This window comes from Streptomyces durocortorensis, from assembly GCF_016901035.1.
Lineage (GTDB): Bacteria > Actinomycetota > Actinomycetes > Streptomycetales > Streptomycetaceae > Streptomyces > Streptomyces durocortorensis.
Map to the genome: position 1 here is coordinate 44,160 of NZ_JAFEUF010000006.1, position 16,971 is coordinate 61,130.

Below are 16,971 nucleotides of genomic sequence, written 5' to 3' on the forward strand. Positions count from 1 at the left end.
CCGCTGGGGTTCCCCCCTCCAACCCCCGCGCTCGTGGTGGGGTGGGGGGTCATGGGGGCGGGGGGGGGGGGGCCCCCCCCGGGGGGGGCGGGGCCGGGGGGGGGGCCCCCCCCCCCCCCCCCCCGCGGAAGAACGCGTGTTGAGGGACGGGGGACTGTCACGTGGCCGGATGCACGGTTCGGGTGAAGTAGCGGTGCCCGGTCGGGCCAAAGCCGCGCTCATCCATCGTCACCGTCCGGTGGCGGAGGCGTGCGCCTCGGTTGCCGCGTGGGCGGCAGCCAGGTGCTGTGTGACCGGGCCGAAGGAGACCAGGCCGCTGCCCGCGCCGGCGTACTCGCCTGCGGCGCGGGCGAGTTCGTCCCGGGCGCGGCGTAGTACCGGCAGGTGTCCCACGGACGCTGCGGCTCGGGCGAGTACGCACCACAGGGCTTCCTGGAGCAGGTCGTGCGGCGGCCGAGGGACAGTACTGAGGGCCTGTCGGGCTCCCTCGGAGTCGCCGGAGGTTGCCAGCAGCAGCGGGTCGAGCCAGAGCTGATACGGTCCCGCGTCCAAGCCGTCGAAGTCGCCGGGGCGGGGCAAGGTGTCGCCCCGCATGACGGGAACCAGCGCTACCAGGGCGGCGGCTCCCTGGGTGAGGCCGGGCATACCGCAGGCGGCGGTCTCCTTCAGGACCCGCGCATACCGCCTGCGGGCGGCCGGCCAGCCGTCCGTCTCGCAGAGCCGCAAGGCCCGGTACCAGGCGGTGAAGACGCCGGCGAGCGGCCGTTCGTTGCGGTCCGCGAGCCGGTCGATCTCTTCGGCCTCGGTGTCCGCTTGCGTGAAGTCGCCGAGTCCGGCGAGCGCCTGGAGGCGGATGATGCGGCCGAGCACTTCGTGCCCAGGCAGCTGGTGGTCGACGGCCAGTCGGGTCAGTTCGGCGCCGAGGGCATCCCGGTTGTCGGCTGACCCGCAGGTGGCGAACGCCTGCATGAAGGCGCCGTTGAGGGCGAACGCCAGCAGCGCGGGGTCGCTGACGCGCCGGGCGAGCCGGACGGCCTCGTCCGCGGCGCGCTCGGCGCGCAACCGCCATGGCTCGGTGGCGGGGGCCCCGGAGGCCCGGGGAAGCGGGGCGTCCGCGGCGGCGTCGCCCCGGGACTCGACCGCCACGACCGACAGCAGCCGGGTGCGCAGGGTGGGCGACCCTTCCGGCCCGAGCCGCGCAGCGGCCCGGGTGGCGGCCCGGCACAGTTCGCCCGCGCCTTCGGGGTCGTCGGCGCGGGTCCACACCGCTGGGACGTCGTAGGAACCGATGACCCGGGCGGCCAGTTCCGGATCGCCGGTTGCCTCAGCCGCCGCGACCAGATCGCGCCGGTGCCGGTGCGCCTCCTCAAGTCCGTCGGGACCGGTCACCGCGAGATCGCGCAGGAGGCCTGCGGTGGCGTGCAGCCGTGCCCGGGACCGGGCGGGTACCGAGCGGTCCCACGAGGCCGCCGCCCTGTTCCAGACGCTGTCGGCCGCCCCGGCCGGTTCGGCCGGGGACTGCTTCGTCGCGCTGAGGATGCGTGCCTCGGTCCGTGCCAGAGCGGCCCCGCCTCCGCTCAAGGCCTCACGTGCCCGAGCCAGCGCCGCCAGGGCTTCGCCGCGCCGCCCGGCGCGGTCCAGCGCGGTGGCCAGCAGCACCCAGCCGTCCTCCCGGCCGGGATGCCCGGACACATGGGCCCGCAGGTCCGCCACCGCGTCCCGCGCGGCGCCGGTCGCCACCAGGGCATCCGCCCGCCGCTCCACCGCGTCCAGACGCAGCGCCTCCAGCCGCGCCCTCTCGGCGGCGGCCCACGCGGCAGCGGGGAAATCAGCGAGCACCGGCCCCCGCCAGCAGGCGAGTGCCTCGTCCCACAGGGCGACCGCGGCCCGCGGCGGCGCCTGGTCCGCGCGGGCGGCGAGGTCCTCGAAACGCCAGGCGTCGACCGCCTCCCGGTCGGCGCGCAGGACGTATCCGGGGCCTTCGGTGACCAGCAGGCGGGACGGTTGCCGGGGCGGGCGCCCGGGTTCCAGAGCACGCCGCAGGGCCGCGACGAAGGTACGGACAGCGCCTACCGCGCCCGCGGGGGCCTCGTCCTCCCACAGATCGGCCACCAGCCGGCCGACCGGGACCACTCGGCCCCGGGCGATCAGCAGCCGCCCGAGGACTTCCCGGTGGCGTGGCGCGCTCAGCGGCAGCGGTGCCCCCGCGGTGTCCCAGGCCGTGACCGGTCCCAGCAGTCCGAATCGCACACTCACGGCAGGATCCCTTCGCGGACGAGGCGGCGCCGTCGCCGGGCAGTGCGGCGTTCGCACTCATCGATCGCTGATCCGCGGCCCGCAACCTGGGTGGCGTCCCCGGACAGCCCGGACCAAGGAGCTCAAGGGTCCAGGCCGTCCACTCTCCCACGAAGCACAGGAGCCACCGTGACAACTCCGAGCATCCCCGGATTCACCGAACAACGCGTGAGCGTCGACGACGGCGTCACCCTGAAGGCCGCCGTCGGCGGCAGCGGCGCCCCGGTCGTGCTGCTGCACGGCTTCCCGCAGACCCACCTGATGTGGCGGCACGTCGCCGCCGACCTCGCCGCCGACCACACCGTGATCTGCCCCGACCTGCGCGGTTATGGCGCCAGCGACAAGCCCGCCGAAACCGGACCCGACGTCTACTCCAAGCGGACCATGGCCCGGGATGTCGTACGCCTCGCCGCCACACTCGGCCACGACCGCTTCACCCTGGCCGGACACGACCGCGGCGCCCTGGTCGCCTTCCGCGCCGCGATGGACCACCCGGACGCCGTCGCCGGCGCCCTCTTCCTGGACGTCCTGCCCACCCTTGACATGTGGGACGCGCTGCGCGGCGTGAACGGCGCGGTCGGATTCCACCTCTACCTGATGGCCCAGGCCCCCGGCCTGCCCGAGGAGATGATCCAGGGGGCCGCGGACACCTTCTTCAGCTACTTCCTCGACGCCTGGACCAAGGATCCGGACGCCCTCCCCGCCGACGTCCGCGCCCACTACCTGGCCGCCTCCGCCGCGGCCGTGCCCTCCATCGTCGCCGACTACCGCGCCTCGGCCGGGGTGGACGTCGGCCACGACACCATCGACAAGGAGAGCGGCCACAAGCTGGCCATGCCCGTCACCGTCCTCCAGCAGGACTGGGGCGCCGCCCTCGGCTACCACGCCCAGGGCCTCTGGGCCGCCTGGACCGACGACCTCCGCCACCAGACCGTCTCCTGCGGGCACTTCATGGCCGAAGAAGACCCCCAGCTGATCGCATCCGAGATCCGGGCCCTCACCGACCGCTGAACGAGCCCGCACGGCTCACTTCGCCGCCCCGGGCTGACCAGAGAGAGGGGCGACACGGCGCGAAAGGTACGCCGCCTCAGGCGGCGTACCTGGCCACCATCATCAGAACGGCCTCGTCGACCACCGACTCGACGGCCGCGCCGTCCGGAGCCCAGTGGGCCAGGAGCAGGCGGGGCCAGAAGACGTAGTTGGAGATCATGCCGAGAAACTGGGTCGCGGCCAGCTCCGGATCCTCCAGCCGGATCGTGCCCGCTTCCCGCTCCGCCTCCAGGTAGCGGCGCACAGAGTCGAAGTAGGGCATCTTGCCGCGGCGGAACTGCGACTCGGCCAGCTCCGGGAAGCGCGGCAATTCGGCGATCACGATCCGGAAAAGGTCGGTCATGCCTGGACGCGTGAGCAGGGCGACGTAGCGCCGGCCGATCAGGGCGAGGCCCGCCCGGAGGTCGCCCGGCGCCGGCGTGTCCTCCGTGCCGTCTCCCGCCTGCCAGGACGTGGCAACGATCGCGTCGAACAGCGCCGCCTTGGTCGGGAACTGCTTGAAGAGGGTCGCCTTCGACACCCCGGCTGCCTCGGCGATCTTCGCCAGCGATGTCCGGTCGTACCCCGAATCCAGGAAGAGGCGGGTGGCTGCGCGCAGGATCGCCGCCCGCTTCTCCTGGGAGACGCGCTGGTGGTAGGCCGACGGTTCGGGGTTCATGGGGGTCACCCTAGGCGAGGTGAGCCGCTTGACTCACCTCGCGTCGTCCTCCTAGGGTCATTGGCGAGGCGAGTCACTCGACTCGCCATCTGGAAAGGAATGCTTCATGGGACGCTTCGATCACCGCACCGTGCTCGTCACCGGAGGCGCCGGTGGCCAGGGAGCCAGTCATGTCCGCGCCTATCAGGCCGAAGGTGCCAACGTCGTCATCGCCGGCATCGACGAAAGCAGGGGCTGCGCGCTCGCCGCCGAACTCGGCGCCCGCGCGCTGTACGTTCGCCTCGACGTCACCGACGAGACCTCCTGGAGTGCCGCCGTCCAGGCCGCCGAGGGGCACTTCGGCCCGCTGTCCGTCCTCGTGAACAACGCCGGCGTGCAGAACCCCGCCGCCCCGATCGAGACCACCGAACGCCGGGTCTGGGACCGCATCCTCGGCGTCAACCTCACCGGAGCCTTCCTCGGCATCAAGGCAGCTGCCCCCTCGCTGCGCCGAAACGGCGGCGGCGTCATCGTCAACATCGCCTCCACCTCCGGCGTGGGCGGCACCGCGATGTACGCCCCCTACGTAGCGAGCAAGTGGGCACTCCGGGGCCTCACCAAGACGGCCGCCCTGGAACTGGGCCGCGACCGCATCCGCGTCAACGCCATCCACCCCGGCGTGATCGCCACCCCGTTCATCACCGAGCCCGCCGTCGGCAGCGACGCCCCCATCTCCGACTTCTACTCGGCCGAGCCGTTCGCCATCCCCCGCCTGGGAGAGCCCGCGGACATCACCCGGGCCCTGCTCTTCCTCACCTCCGACGAGGCTTCCTTCGCCACCGGCTCGGAGTTCGTCATCGACGGCGGCCTCCTCCTCGGCCCCGCCCTCCAGCACGAAGCCGCCTGACCTGCCTGTACCACCCGGCCTGCACGAAAGGAGCGCCTGATGGACCCGAAGGTGCTCGCGACCATCGAGGCAACGTCAGCAGTCGGCATCCGCGATCGGACCATCGATATCACCGCGACCGGCCGTCGAACCGGCAGGCACCGGCGGATCGAGTCCCGCTTCTGCCGTGCCGTCGACCGCACCAACCTCTGCAGCGGCACTCCGGCCGTCCGGCAGGCTGGTAAGCCGACCTCCCGGCCCAGGCCGTCCCCGTCACCCAGAGGGAGGAGCGGTACCGCGTTCTGGCCGAGGTCGCCGCCGACCTGAATCGGTCCCACAATTCCGGCAGCATCACCCGGCCCACCCGCCTGCACAACCGGCTGGGCTTCCTCGCCCCTGCGATCTCGGATCATGCCGAAGCAATTGCAGAAGCGGTGCGCAGAGCGAGCAAGACGGGCATCGCCTTCGCGCCGCACAAGCCGGTCTCGGACCAACTCATGACACGGCTCGCAAACGCATCAAGCAAGCACGTAGGCGACTGAGGCCGACTTTCCGGGCAGGCGTGGGGGAGTGGACCAGGAGGCGGTCCTCGCAGGTGAGGGTGATTACGTAACAGTTGGCAGGCCGATATCTGCCGGAAGCGGTGGGGTTCATGTTCGCCCCATGGTGATCAACATCCCGCGGCCGGACAGCAGGAGGCGTGAGGGGCAGAGCTGGTTGAGGCGCTCACGCAAGGGCAGGTGAAGGTGGTCCGAGTTGCTTGAGGCGCAACAACCGGTCAGCTCAGGAGAGCGTAACTCTGGCCGTAGGAAGTTGCGCCCCAGGGCAGCCCTCCGGGATGTGAACGACGGCGTCGTCGCCTTGTACAGCGGCGTTCTGGCATGTCGCCGCCACACGTAATGCTCGGCTCCGGCAACAGGTAGCCCGCCATCGATCCAGCGGTTCGACCGCCGCTGACAAGGGAAAGGTTTCCGAACCGCACCCTCACGAAGCTGACCGCCGGCACGCTCACGCAGAACCGGCCCGCCGGTTTGCCTGCGACAGGGCCAGGCCCGCGCCGGTCGCACGGGCCTCGCAGCCTCGGAAGCCAGCCCTGTACGGATCGATGCCCCACGCATCGGCAGCCCTGACGGAGGATGCTCGACTCATCTGATGCGTTGCGGGACGCCCCTGACGACCTCGTGCACGAGGTCGTCAGATCCTGCCAAGGTCAGAAGCCCCGGAAGACACCGTTGACGGCGGCGTTCTCGAAGTCCTCCCAATCCATGTTGGCGAGGGAGATGTTGTTCTCGACCGACCACAGTTCTGTGGCGATGACTCGGAGTTCGCCGTGCTCCTGCCTGGCCTCACCCTCCTCACATTCGTCGTCATCGAGGAGTAGGAGGGCCAGCAGCGGCATCTCCGGAGCCGTGAGGGCAGCCTTGTCGGCCACGATGAGAAGTTCGGCGTCCAGTTCATGAGCCGCCGCAAGAATCTGTTCAGTCGCCAGGTCGCGATAGGCGAGATCATCCACGGGGTGGACGTTCGCGAGGAAGCCGTCCTGGTTCGGTGTCATGACGGTCTGGAGCAGGGCTTGCCAAGCGGTCGGGTCGGAGAAGTCGGTGCGGATCAGCAGGGTTTCGTCCGTGTCCGGCAGGCTCTTCAGGAGTCCTTCCCGTGCTGGCGGGTTCGGGGCAGCGGCCGGCTCGGCCACCGGCTCGCCGTCGCGCCAGACGATGGTGCCGTCGGCACGGGACAGGACCACTCCGCCCTCCTCGACACGCAGTTCGTCGGCCGGTCCGCCCAGCGGTGGGCGTTCGTCGTCGAGAACGCGCAGCATGCCGTCCTCGTCGAGTCGCAGTCCGGGCTCGGCCGTTTCGCCGAGGTGCGCGTACCAGAGCCAGGTCTGGTCGGCCCCGAACAGCACGAGGCGGTGTTCGTCCCAGTGTCCGAGCACGGTGCTTCCGTCGGGGGAGGTGAGGGAGTGCCGTTGGAGCGTCTGTCCTCGGCGCAGCACGGCACCTCGCGGGGCGTCGAGCGTGGGTCCGTGGCATGCCGTGTGTGTGCCTGTGGACCACACCGACCGGCCGTCCGCGTCACGCAGTTCGGCACGGCCGTCATCTTCGACCACGAGCTGGCGGGCCCCCGAACCGGACGGGCCGGAAGTCCACACCGGGACACCATGGGTGTTGTGGACCGCGAGGACACCGTCCTCGGAGAGCTCGGCCCATCCTCCGTCCACCCATCCCGTGCCGGTCGACCACACGGCACGGCGCTCGGTGTGGCAGTACAGAGTCAGGTCGCCGTTGCCCTGGTGGGCCAGTGTGTGCGTACCGGTGGGAGACGTCAGGGACTGGTTGCGCAGGCGCCCTCCCGCCTCCAGCGCGGGCCCACCGTACGCGTAGGGCTCTCCCAGGGGGACCGGTCCGTGCGGGCGTTGGGTGCCCTCGTGCCACAGGACGGTCCCGGCGGAGTCGACCAGGCACAGCATCAGGCCTTTGGATTTCGAACCACCCGCCAGGTGCCGGCGCCAGGTGAGCACGGTGCCTTCCTGTTCGAACCAACCGACCAGGGGACGGGTCAGCGCGTAGCTCCTACCCCCGGCCTTCCCGTACTCGCAGACCCGCAGCCATCCGTCCTGCTGGCGGGCCACTGTCCGCCGTATCTTCCCCTCCTTGACCAGATACGCATCCCGGGTGATGGCAGCCGCGGGCGCCGCGTCCCCGAGCGGCACAGGGTGGGTGAGCCCGGTGCGTATGTTGCCCAGGCGGACGTGGGAGCGGTCCAGGAGTTCCAGCTCTCCGGCGTCCGTGAGAATGAGGTACTGCGCCCCGGGCGCGGCGAAACCGGAGCGCCACACCGTGTCGTCGTCCTCCCCGCCCTCGACGACGACCTCGTAACCGTGTCCGAGAAGCAGCTGTCCAGCTGCGCCCGCCCGCCAGACGACCTGACCGCGATCGGTGTCCGTGACCACGGCGATACCCTCCGAGTCGCACCGCAGCACGAACCTCTCCGAGGGAGACGTCAACTGGACATCGGGGTAAAGACGTTCGAACATGGGCATCTCACGCACAGGAACCCTCTTCTCCTACCGGGCGACGCCGGGTCTTGGTGGCGTCGGTGCGGATTCTGCCGGACGCCACTGACAACGGTCCTGGTTGGCCCGACGGCCCTGCCCTGACACCCCTGCCGCGCACTCTGAGCTGCCCCGAGTTCCGTAGAGATCCGGTGATCTTGGTTCAGGCGACTTCGCCACCACGTTCCCGGACGGCGGCAAGACCGTCTTCGACCCCGACACGGGGCAGCTCACCAGCATCGCCCCGGACGGCTCCGAGGTCACCACCGACCTCACCCACGGGGCCGAGGTGACCAACCCGGACGGTTCCGTCTCCTCGCTGGACAACGGCCGGTTCCTCAACTCCTTCCCGGACGGCTCCAGCCATTCCATCGACCCGGACACCGGGATCGCCACCGTCACCGACCCGCAGGGCAGGACGGAGACGGTCACGCTCGACGAGCTCAACTCGCGGGGGAGCGACAACAATAGGCCGGACTTCCTGGACGACTTGAGGGACCTCGGCCAGGACCGTGACCTCGGCAACCTCGGTGACCTCAACGGGAACCGGGACCTGGACGGCCTGAACGAGAACCGGGACTTCGATCTCAACGGGCTCAAGGACCTCGCCAACGGCAGCGGTGGTGGGGGAGGCGACGGGACCACCACCCGGGGCGTCCCCCTTTCGGAGCTGGGGCTCAGCGCCCAGGCGGGAGCGGGCGGTTCCGGCGGCGGCCTCCCCGGCGCGAACCTCCCGTCGTCGGAGACCCTCGGGCAGGTCTCCCCACTCTCCGACAGCGCCACGAACAACGCGATGACCCCCAACACCGGCGGTGGCCCGGGAGCCCCCGGCGCCCCGGGTACGCCCGGCACCCCCGGTATGCCGATGGGCGGCGGGATGGGCGGCATGGGCGCGAGCGACGAGAAGGGCAACGGCGAGCGCGTCCGCTCCGTTCTGGTCGACGCGGCGGAGGAGAGCGAACGCCGTAACGTCCACCCGCTCACCGAACAGGAACTGCGAGACCACGTCGCCCGGGACGGCCTCTTCCCCGACGAGCACGCCCGGGCCCTGCTCGACGTAACGTGATCTTCTGCCGCATGGAGGGTCCATGTGTCCGGCCGGCCCGTGCGAGGGGTTCCGGAAGCGAGCGAGGGGACCGTGATGAGCGAACTGACGAAGCCGGTGGTCGAGGTTCCGGAGGGGGACGCGCCCACCGAGCTGACGGTCCGGGACCTCGCGGTCGGGGACGGCCCCGAGGCGCTGCCTGGCAGGGTCGTCCAGGTCCACTACGTGGGGGTGACGTTCGCGTCCGGGAGGGAGTTCGACTCCTCCTGGGAGCTGGACAGGCCGTTCAAGTTCGCCGTGGGCGGCGGCAGGGCCATCAAGGGCTGGGACCGGGGGGTGAGAGGGATGCGAGCCGGTGGCCGGCGCGAGATCATCGTTCCGCCGCGCCTCGGTTACGGCAAGCAGTCACCCTCACCGCTGATCCCGCCGGGCTCTACGCTGATCTTCGTCGTGGACCTGCTCACGGTGGTGGGCGGCCCGCCGGAGCGTAACCCGGCCTGACGGCTGCGGCCACGGCCGCGTCGGCGGGCACCGGGTACGGGGTGGGCCCGCTCAGGCCGTCGGCCGGGCGGTTGCTGCCGCACCGGACATCGCCGGGGAGGCGGCGAACAGCGCGTGGACGGCGGAGGTGACCTGGGCGGCGACGACTTCGGGGGTGGAGGAGTCGAGCTTGCCGTCGAGGTGCAGGAACGCGAGGCCGTGGACGAGGGCCCACACCGTGGTCGACAGGGCACCCGCGTCCACGTCGGGGAAGGTGGCCTCGACGATCGTGCGGACGTACGCCGAGATGGCCTCGGTCGCGGCGACGCGCTCTTCGCCGGTGGGGTCGCAGGGCTCCGCGAACATCGCGCGGAACAGGGCCGGGTGCTCCAGTGCGAACCGTACGTACGCGACGGCGACCGCGGCGAGTTCGTCAGGGGTCGAGGGCGCGGGGTGTGCCTGCGCCAGGTGGGTGGCGAGCTCGCGGTACCCCTCGGCGGCCACCGCGGAGACCAAGGCCTCGCGGTCGGCGTAATGGCGGTAGGGGGCCGTCGCCGAGACCCCGGCCCGCCGCGCCACCGCGCGCAGCGAGAGTCCGGCGCTGCCGTCCTCCTCCAGGAGTTCACGCGCGGCACGCAGGCAGGCGGCGCGCAGATCGCCGTGGTGGTACGTGCTGCTCCGGGGCATGGGCCGTGCTCCTTATGTTTGCCATGTCCACATCTCCTCCCTGATGTGAACGATGCATACATCTTAGGTGATCGGAAAGGAAGGAGAAATCGGGGCTGCCTGCGAGCGATTCCGGCGACATGCCGGTTCTCTCCTCCTTCTTGATCGCCTGCGATGTGTGCACCACTCGCATGAGTTCATGAATGTAATCATCGTAAACATTGAGGGGTGTGGCGTGCGGCGCACCAGGCGGTCAGCCGAGGTTCCGGCGTGCCGCCGCTCCTCGCCGCCCTCGCTCCCGCTCGCCGGGCCGACTGCGGTGTGGGCGCCTGGTGGGCTTCCGCGCCGGTTGCGATGGACGAATCGGGCGCGAAGTATGGAAACGCTCATTGCCGCCCGGGCGCGCACGGCATCGGCGGCCCATGCCTCAGCGGCCGACGGGGCCGCGTACACAGGGCGCACGGTGCGCCCGCGACAGGGAGTCGACATGACTGAGCTACCCTCTCCGCTCACCCCCTACCTGGAGCCCGCGGCGAAGGAGCTGTGCGAGGCCACGGATCCGCATCCGCGGATCTACGAGGTCCCCCCGGAGAAGGGCCGCGACATCCTGCTCGGTCTGCAGAGCGACGCGAGCGTGCCCCGCCCGGACGTCGACGAGGAGTGGGTCGACGTGGACGCGGGCCAGTGGGGCACGGTCCGCACCCGGATCATCCGGCCCAAGGGCGCCACCGGACCGCTGCCGGTCGTGTTCTACATCCACGGCGCCGGCTGGGTCTTCGGCGACGACAAGACCCACGACCGCCTCTTCCGCGAACTCGCCGTCGGGGCCGGAGCGGCGGGCGTCTTCCCCGTCTACGACCGGGCGCCCGAGGCCAAGTACCCCACCCAGGTCGAGCAGAACTACGCCGTGGGCCAGTGGGTCCTGAAGCACGGTGCGGAGCACGGGCTGGACACCTCGCGGATCGCGGTCACCGGGGAGTCGGTGGGCGGCTGCATGTCGGCGGTGTTCGCGCTGATGAACAAGGAGCGCAGAGGCATCGACCTCAAGGCCCAGGTGCTGCTCTACCCGGTCGCCGACGCCGACTTCAACACCCCTTCGTACCTCCAGTTCGCCGAGGGCTACTACCTCACCCGCGACGGCATGAAGTGGTTCTGGGACGCCTACATCGGCAACCCCGCCCACCGCACCGAGGTGTACGCCGCGCCGTTGAAGGCTTCCCTGGACCAGCTCCGGGGTCTGCCCACCACGCTGGTCATCACCGACGAGGCCGACGTCCTGCGCGACGAGGGCGAGAAGTACGCCAACCGGCTGCGCGAGGCCGGCGTGGACGTGACCTCCGTCCGCGTGGCGGGCATGGTCCACGACTTCCTCCTCCTGGACAGCCTGCGCGACACCCGCGCCGCGAACGTCGCCCGCACCCTCGCCGTCGACGCCCTCAGGAAGGCCCTGCACGACGACTGAGGCGGCCTCTGCCGGCGGCCCCGGTCACCTTTCGCTGTGCGCTGTGCGCTGTGCCGCGGGTCAGGCCACCCGCCCGGCGTCCTCCGCGGGGCGTCGGGTTCCGACGCGGGTCATCAGCAGCCCGGCGAGCGCCGCGACGGGGTAGGCGAGTACGCCGTAGACGGCTGCGGGCACGGCCAGGCTGACGCTGCCGAGGACGCTGATCGCCAACGTCATGGCGACCGCGCTGTTGTGCACGCCGATCTCCATGGAGCAGGCGATCGCCTGCGGCTTGCCGACGCGGGCCCAGCGTGGCACGAAGTACCCCGTGGCCAGGCTCAGCACGCAGAAGAGCAGCGCCACGGGCCCGGCGTCCACGAGATAGTCGGTGATGTTGCTCCGCTCGGCGAGTACCGCGCCGACGATCACCGCGACGAGGGCGACGACCGACAGGAGGCGCACCGGCCGGTCCATGCGGAGCGCGAACGCCTCCGAGCGCCGGCGCACCACCAGGCCGATCACCACCGGCGCGAGCACCAGGGCGAAGACCTGGAGCACCTTGCCGAACTGCAGCCCGAGGTCGTCCTCCCCGATGCCCGGCTCGAAGTGGAGCAGGGCGAAGTTGGTGATGACCGGCAGCGTCACGACGGCCACGACCGCGTTGATCGCCGTGAGCGTGACGTTCAGCGCCACGTCGCCGCCGAAGAGGTGGCTGAAGAGATTGGCCGTCGTCCCACCGGGAGAAGCGGCCAGCAGCATCATGCCGACGGCGAGTTCGGGGGAGAGGCCGAAGGCGACGACCAGGCCGAAACACGCGGCGGGCAGCAACAGTGCCTGACAGAGCAGCGCTACGACGACGGCGCGCGGATGCCGGCGTACCCGCCGGAAGTCGTCGACGGTCAGGGACAGACCCAGCCCCAGCATGATGACGGCGAGGGCGAGCGGGAGCATGACGGTGGCGATGGGAGAGTCCATGGGCGGCTTCGTCTCCTGGGCGGGGGAAGTGGCGGCGGGGCGGCCGCATGAACGTAACGTCGCAATGTGTACACCGTCAACACTCTGGCGAACGGAATCCGGCCGTCGGTCGGCCCGGGGGACGGAGCGCAATCGTCCGGGGCAGAGCCGAAGTCGGAGCCGAAGTCGGGGCCGAGCCCGGGAACAGCGGGGCCGGTCGGCACAGTTGCATCGACCGAGGGGCCGAGCCCTGGAAGCACGGTGTGCCCGCCGCGTACTCGGACCCCGACCTGACTCTGTGGAAGGACCTCTTCATGACCGACCGGCCCCTGACCCTCATGGCCGTGCACGCCCACCCCGACGACGAGGCCACGGGAACCGGAGGAGTGCTCGCGCGGTATGCGGCGGAAGGCATCCGCACGGTTCTCGTGACCTGTACCGACGGCGGTTGCGGTGACGGACCGGGAGGCGTCAAGCCGGGCGACCCCGGCCACGATCCGGCGGCCGTCGCCGCGATGCGCCGTCAGGAACTGGAGGCGAGCTGTGAGGTCCTGGGGGTGAGCGATCTGGAGACGCTGGACTACGCGGACTCCGGGATGATCGGCTGGCCGAGCAACGAAGCCCCTGGATCTTTCTGGCAGACCCCCGTGGAGAAGGGTGCCGCCCGGCTCGCGGAACTCATGCGGCACTATCGGCCCGACGTGGTCGTCACCTACGACGAGAACGGCTTCTACGGCCACCCCGACCACATCCAGGCCCACCGCATCACGATGGCGGCGCTGGAGATGACCGAACTGACACCGAAGGTCTACTGGACGACGATGCCCCACTCGGCGATGCGCCGGTTCGAGGAGATGATGCGCGAGTCCCAGGAGGGCATGCCGGAGCCGGATCCTGCCGAGGCCGACGCGCTGGCCGAGATCGGCCTTCCCGACGACGAGGTCACCACGTGGGTGGACACCACCGCGTTCAGCGGTCAGAAGTTCGACGCGTTGGCCGCGCACGCCAGCCAGGGCGAGAACATCTTCTTCCTCAGGATGGGCAAGGAGAGGTTCGGCGAGCTGATGGGCATGGAGACCTTCGTGCGGGTCAAGGACGCCACCGGCGCGGCCGTACCCGAGAAGGACCTCTTCGCCGGACTCCGCTGACTTCCGGCCGCCCGCCCGGGCCCCGCGCGGCAACGGGCGGGCGTCCTCGTCACTCCTGCCGCGCCCCCGCCAGCCTGCCCCGCGCCGCCGCCTGGATCTGGGAGGGGCCGAGCCCCCATTCCAGGGTGCGTCCGAGGCCCGTCGCCAGGGGCCGGTCCCAGCCGGTGCGGACGGGGGCCGGCCGGTGGATGCCGAGTGCGGCGCGGGCCCAGTCGGGGAGGAGCCCGACCGAGGCGTTCATGAGCAGGCGGACGGCCAGCCGCTCCCGCGGTGTACGTCCGAAGGCACGGAGGAAGCGCACCGAGTCCAGCGCGGCCGGGGTGGCGTGGAGGTGCGGGCGCATGCGGGTCAGGTAGCTCTCCGCCTCGGACGTGGTACGCGGCACCTCCCGCGCCCCCAACTCCTCAGCCACGGGGGCGGCCTGGCGGTAGTAGGCGTCGCACTCGGCGGGAGTGAGCCGGTGCGCCCGGGGCGCGTACGCCTGGTGGCCGGCGAGGAAGCTGCGTACCTCGGCGGTGTGCACCCAGGTGAGCAGGTCGGGATCGTCCGCACGGTACGGCCTGCCGTCGGGGGCGGTGCCGTGCACCCGGGTGTGGATGCGCCGGACGAGTCCGATCACCTCGCGGGCGGCGGGCGCGGAGCCGAAGGTGGTCGTGGTGATGAACCGTACGGTTCCGTTCAGCCGCCCGACCGGATCGGCGCGGAAGTCCGAGTGCTGGTCGACCCCGGCCATGGCCAGCGGATGCAGCGACTGGAGCATGAGAGCGGCGAACCCGCCGGTGAGCATTCCGGTGGCCTGCCCGTGCACCCGCCACACCGGGTCCTGCGGCGTGATCCCGAACAGCCCCGGATCGCCGGGCGGAGCCGCGTACCGCTCCAGCTTGAGGTCCCCGCCGTGCAAGGCCGTGGTGAGTTCCGCCGCGATCCGGTCCCGCAGTCCCACGCGATGCCTCCAGGCTGTGAGTTCCTCGGCCTAGGGTATCGAGCCGCCCACCGGCCCCCGGCCCGGCCCCGGGCGGCGGAGATCACGGACGAGGGGAAGGCGCTACAGGTGGGGGACGGACTGCTCCAGCGCCACGACGACCATGACCGGTAGATCGGCGTCGTGCTGGACCACCCCGGCGGTCAGGACCCGGCCGTCGAGGGTCCACTTCTCCACCTGGATGAACTCGTCCGCGTCGGCCGCCGTCCGCTCGGCCGCGACGAGATGACCGGCGAGAGAAGACCGCTCGATCTCGGGGAGGAACCCGGCCAGCGCCCGCTCCCCCTGCTCGTAGACGGCGTCCAGGTCGTCGAAGTAGCCCGACGCGTCGACGTCGCGGATCCAGACGAAGAACGAGACGCGGACCGCCCCACCGCCGAACGTCTGGATCCAGCCCCCGACGCCGTCCTTGTCCCACGAGGTCTCCACGCCGTTACGGGGCTTGCCCCCCGGCACCCAACCGTGAGCCGAGAACCGCGCCGCCGCACCCTCGGCGGTCAGCGGGGCGAGGCCCCTGAGCGCCTCCAGCAGGCCGATCACCGCAGCCATGAGCCGGCCCCCGCCCGTCCGCGGATCGGGTCCGGTGCTCACGTCAGTGCTCACAGAGTCAGTGCTCACAGAGGGAGAACTCCCGCTCGAAAAGCTGCTCGTTGTGCTCGTCGACGAAGAACTTGCGCTCCCGCATGAGTTCTTCGCGGTAGCTCTCGGCCTGCTCGCGCGTCATGGTCGAGGTGGCGAACCCCGGCTGCTGCGGCGGTACGTCCGATGTCGAGACGATCTTCTGCGACGGGTCGACCAGGAAGAACGCGAGAATCTTGCGATGCCCCGGGCGGGTGGGGTCCGCGAGACGGAACGAACCGACGCGGTGTTGCAGGACGTTCGGGAACGCCAGGCACCGGCCCGCCGGGGTGGATGCCGAACCCAGCGTCTGGTTCAGCGCCTCCTCGTCCTCCAGTCCGTAGACCTCACGCAGGCCGTTGTCGTCGTTCTGTTCGTAACGCGGGTCGTCGAGTGCCGCGCGGAAGCTCAGCCGGCTTTCGGTGATGTTCTCGCTGTCCCAGTAATAGATGCCCGTCGAGACGATCCGCTCGTTCAGCATTCCCTCGACATGCCAGGAGCCGCCCGCGTACTCGGGCTTGTCCGGGGTGAGGTGAAGGGTGGCGAGCTTGACGATGACCTGGAGGCGGCGGCCCCGCAGGTCGATGCGGGCCGATGCGTCGGGCTGCGGGGGCGGGGTGAAGTCGGGGGCGTCCGGGATCACCGGGCGGCGGTTCTCCCACCACGCGTCCTGGTCCACCTCCCATCCGCGCAGGGCTTCCTGGTAGGTCGCGTCATCGGCGTACGACGCCTTGTCCGGGTACTCCGGCTCCGAGTCGTACCACCCGAAGGGATCGGCCTCGATGCGCAGCGGCCGAGGATGGCGCAGATCGGTGAGCACGTTCTCCAGCAGAGGGCGTATGCGGGTGAACAAGTCCGGCAGGACGGCGGCCAGTTCGTGATGGGCCTCGGGGTGGACGTTGTTGACGTACGAACGGAGGACCGACTCGCCGGCGGGGGTGACGTCGACGTCCGTGGGCAGCCACTGGAACTTCTCGGAGAACTCATAGGCCGAGTAGCGGTTCGTCTCGTTCTGCCAGGCCCGCTCGGGTGCGTCGCCCACTCCTCGCACCAGACAGAACAGGGAGGGATGCACCAGGTCCAGGACCTGCCCGTCGGATCCGGGGTGCCAGTCCCGCTCTGCCTCAGGGACCTCTTCCAGAACCCGGACCGCCTCGCGCAGCCGGGATCGGAGGCCGTCGTCGACCAGGGTGTCCGACTGCCACACCCCGTCGACCGCGGACACCTCGATTCCGGTCTCCGCGTCCCGCAGCGCGGCGTAGTGCGCGAGTTCGGCGAGGACGTAACGCACCTGCGCGTCGGTGAGCCCCTGGGCGACCGCCTCCCGTGTCCACCTGGCGACGATCTCGGGGTCGTTCATCTTGTCGAACCAGCCGGGCTTCGCCCTGATGTGCGCGCTGCACCGCATCATCTGGAGCTCCCGCAGTGTCCGGGGTGTCGTGAACGCCGGGGAACGGGACGCGTGAAAGGGCAGCGGGAAGGCAGACAGGCCGGTCAACGCTCTTGATCCTCCGCGTCGGTGGGTGGTGGCCGGAAGATTACTCCAGCGCACTGACACCGCCGCCGTCACTCCCGCCGCCACCTGCCGGAACCGACGGTGGGGGGGGGGGGGGGGGGGGCGCGACAGGACGCCCCCCGCGCCACAACCACCGACCCACCCGCAGAATGCGCGGGGGCGGGGGAGGGTGGATTGGCGGGAGTGGCGGGCTGAGGG

At 71.0% G+C, this 16,971-nt stretch carries 15 protein-coding genes; 7 read left to right on the forward strand and 8 right to left on the reverse strand.

Annotation, left to right across the window (positions count from 1 at the left end; translation table 11 throughout):
• Window positions 1-228 precede the first annotated feature (228 nt).
• Complete coding sequence (locus tag JS521_RS02565; protein ID WP_205081062.1) at window positions 229-2,256, reverse strand: AfsR/SARP family transcriptional regulator; 2,028 nt, start codon at window positions 2,254-2,256, stop codon at window positions 229-231.
• 168 nt (window positions 2,257-2,424) lie between these two features.
• Here JS521_RS02565 and JS521_RS02570 point away from each other — a divergent pair, with 168 nt between their 5' ends.
• Entirely contained in the window at window positions 2,425-3,306 is an 882-nt protein-coding gene (locus JS521_RS02570; protein WP_205081063.1) for an alpha/beta fold hydrolase, read from the forward strand.
• 76 nt (window positions 3,307-3,382) lie between these two features.
• Here JS521_RS02570 and JS521_RS02575 read toward each other — a convergent pair whose 3' ends face one another.
• Complete coding sequence (locus JS521_RS02575; RefSeq protein ID WP_205081064.1) at window positions 3,383-4,003, reverse strand: TetR/AcrR family transcriptional regulator; 621 nt, start codon at window positions 4,001-4,003, stop codon at window positions 3,383-3,385.
• 106 nt (window positions 4,004-4,109) lie between these two features.
• On the opposite strand from JS521_RS02575, the gene JS521_RS02580 reads away from it, so the two are divergent.
• Together JS521_RS02580 and JS521_RS02585 are read left to right on the forward strand one after the other, a co-directional pair.
• Entirely contained in the window at window positions 4,110-4,889 is a 780-nt protein-coding gene (locus JS521_RS02580; protein WP_205081065.1) for an SDR family NAD(P)-dependent oxidoreductase, read from the forward strand.
• Window positions 4,890-4,928: 39 nt separating this feature from the next.
• Complete coding sequence (locus JS521_RS02585; RefSeq protein ID WP_205081066.1) at window positions 4,929-5,195, forward strand: hypothetical protein; 267 nt, start codon at window positions 4,929-4,931, stop codon at window positions 5,193-5,195.
• An 883-nt stretch (window positions 5,196-6,078) separates the two neighbouring features.
• On the opposite strand, the gene JS521_RS02590 is transcribed toward JS521_RS02585, so the two are convergent.
• Window positions 6,079-7,905: a DUF6924 domain-containing protein gene (locus JS521_RS02590; protein ID WP_239486693.1), complete on the reverse strand. Its 1,827-nt coding sequence runs from the start codon at window positions 7,903-7,905 to the stop codon at window positions 6,079-6,081.
• A gap of 307 nt (window positions 7,906-8,212) precedes the next feature.
• Here JS521_RS02590 and JS521_RS02595 point away from each other — a divergent pair, with 307 nt between their 5' ends.
• Together JS521_RS02595 and JS521_RS02600 are read left to right on the forward strand one after the other, a co-directional pair.
• Window positions 8,213-8,989, forward strand: a complete 777-nt coding sequence (locus tag JS521_RS02595) for a hypothetical protein (RefSeq protein ID WP_239486694.1) — start codon at window positions 8,213-8,215, stop codon at window positions 8,987-8,989.
• A 75-nt stretch (window positions 8,990-9,064) separates the two neighbouring features.
• Window positions 9,065-9,469 (forward strand): FKBP-type peptidyl-prolyl cis-trans isomerase, encoded by a 405-nt coding sequence (locus tag JS521_RS02600; RefSeq protein WP_205081068.1) that lies wholly within the window; start codon window positions 9,065-9,067, stop codon window positions 9,467-9,469.
• Between the two features lie 51 nt (window positions 9,470-9,520).
• Here the strand turns inward: JS521_RS02600 and JS521_RS02605 are convergent, their stop codons facing one another.
• Window positions 9,521-10,135, reverse strand: coding sequence for a TetR/AcrR family transcriptional regulator (locus JS521_RS02605; protein ID WP_205081069.1), 615 nt, complete (start codon window positions 10,133-10,135; stop codon window positions 9,521-9,523).
• A gap of 466 nt (window positions 10,136-10,601) precedes the next feature.
• Between JS521_RS02605 and JS521_RS02610 the strand changes: the two genes are divergently transcribed.
• Entirely contained in the window at window positions 10,602-11,576 is a 975-nt protein-coding gene (locus JS521_RS02610) for an alpha/beta hydrolase (protein WP_205081070.1), read from the forward strand.
• Window positions 11,577-11,636: 60 nt separating this feature from the next.
• Here JS521_RS02610 and JS521_RS02615 read toward each other — a convergent pair whose 3' ends face one another.
• A complete protein-coding gene (locus tag JS521_RS02615; protein ID WP_205081071.1) occupies window positions 11,637-12,530 on the reverse strand; it encodes a bile acid:sodium symporter family protein in 894 nt (297 codons plus the stop codon).
• A 293-nt stretch (window positions 12,531-12,823) separates the two neighbouring features.
• On the opposite strand from JS521_RS02615, the gene JS521_RS02620 reads away from it, so the two are divergent.
• On the forward strand, window positions 12,824-13,657 hold the full coding sequence (locus JS521_RS02620) for a PIG-L family deacetylase (RefSeq protein ID WP_205081072.1): 834 nt from the start codon (window positions 12,824-12,826) through the stop codon (window positions 13,655-13,657).
• 49 nt (window positions 13,658-13,706) lie between these two features.
• Here the strand turns inward: JS521_RS02620 and JS521_RS02625 are convergent, their stop codons facing one another.
• The 3 genes from JS521_RS02625 to JS521_RS02635 all read right to left on the reverse strand — a co-directional run bounded on the left by JS521_RS02625 (window position 13,707) and on the right by JS521_RS02635 (window position 16,755).
• Window positions 13,707-14,600 carry an oxygenase MpaB family protein gene (locus tag JS521_RS02625; protein WP_205081073.1) on the reverse strand — a complete coding sequence of 298 codons (894 nt, stop codon included), beginning with the start codon at window positions 14,598-14,600 and terminating at the stop codon, window positions 13,707-13,709.
• 102 nt (window positions 14,601-14,702) lie between these two features.
• The gene (locus tag JS521_RS02630; RefSeq protein ID WP_205081074.1) at window positions 14,703-15,188 is read right to left on the reverse strand and encodes a hypothetical protein; all 486 of its coding nucleotides are present in this window, start codon (window positions 15,186-15,188) and stop codon (window positions 14,703-14,705) included.
• Between the two features lie 58 nt (window positions 15,189-15,246).
• Complete coding sequence (locus tag JS521_RS02635; protein WP_205081075.1) at window positions 15,247-16,755, reverse strand: DUF4246 domain-containing protein; 1,509 nt, start codon at window positions 16,753-16,755, stop codon at window positions 15,247-15,249.
• Window positions 16,756-16,971: the final 216 nt, after the last annotated feature.